1 protein-coding gene is annotated in these 1081 nt (G+C 47.9%); it reads right to left on the bottom strand.

What is annotated here, in order from left to right; genetic code table 11:
* Window positions 1-114 precede the first annotated feature (114 nt).
* Complete coding sequence (locus ACOCD2_RS21445) at window positions 115-1062, bottom strand: IS1595 family transposase (protein WP_419582332.1); 948 nt, start codon at window positions 1060-1062, stop codon at window positions 115-117.
* Between the last annotated feature and the right edge of the window lie 19 nt (window positions 1063-1081).

Genomic DNA, 1081 nt, shown 5'->3' with positions numbered 1-1081 from the left:
GTTTTTTTGTTGCGATTGTTTTTTTTCTGGTTGTTTTCTTTTGGGGACTATTCACTATTTCAACGCCTCACGGGTTGATTGTCACACTAACATCAATGTCATTAACTTACTTGATTACCCACCAATCTCAGCCATTCGTAAGAAACGATACGGCATGGGAGGCGTCCTGAGGCCAACGTAGGCGGGTCGCTCAATCATGTCATCCAATCGATACCGCCGGTTGAACCGATACTCAAACTCTGCAAGATACCTGGGAAGATGCTTGAGGCTCACAGAATGAAAGGTTCCCGTTATTGCATTTTTTACGTTGCCCAGCAGGGTATTCACCCATTTGAAGGATGGGTGTTCAACCCCTTTACGCCCACCTTCGGAGGCGAAAGGAATATGATGGCATCCTGCCTTTTCCACTGCTTTGAAACAAGCCAAGCCATCGCTGACCACAATGCTTCCAACCTCCAGACTGGTCTTTGCATAGCGTTCGATTTCAGCACTGCGAAACCCACTGACTGTCCGCAATTGCATCCGCTGAGGGCGATGTTCTTCCCCTTCCGTTTCAACGACGGCAATAAACGGAGCCTTATGTGCAGCGCCACGCCCAGGCTTTCCTGGACGCTCACCACCGATATATGCATCATCTATCTCAATACGGCCACTGAGCTTTTTTCCTTTCTCACGCTCCAGCATCACTTGCATCAGCTTGTGCTTCATTTTCCATGCCGTGTTATAGCTGACGCCAATATCCCGCTTCAATTGCAGCGCAGATACGCTGGTTTTTCTCTGTGTGAGCAAATAGATGGCCAGAAACCATTTCGTTAGCGGTACCTTGGTAGCCGCAAAGATTGTACCGCTCGTCAATGAAGTTTGTCGGTGACAGCGATGACATTGATAGACCTTACGACTTTTGATCTCGCAATAGGTCTTGTTGCCACACTCGGGGCAAACAAATCCATCTGGCCACCTCAGATGAAACAGCGCCGAGTAGCACTGTTCTTCCGTACCATACTTTTCCAGAAATTTCGGCAAACTGAGACCTTTTTGAAATTGGATGATATTCTTTGCCATGCTCGCTACCCCACTAAGA

Source organism: Thiolapillus sp. (assembly GCF_048562965.1).
In the GTDB taxonomy this organism is placed as follows: domain Bacteria; phylum Pseudomonadota; class Gammaproteobacteria; order Chromatiales; family Chromatiaceae; genus Thiolapillus; species Thiolapillus brandeum_A.
The sequence above is the reverse complement of the archived record's forward strand: the minus strand, read 5'-3'. Positions and strand labels throughout refer to the sequence as shown.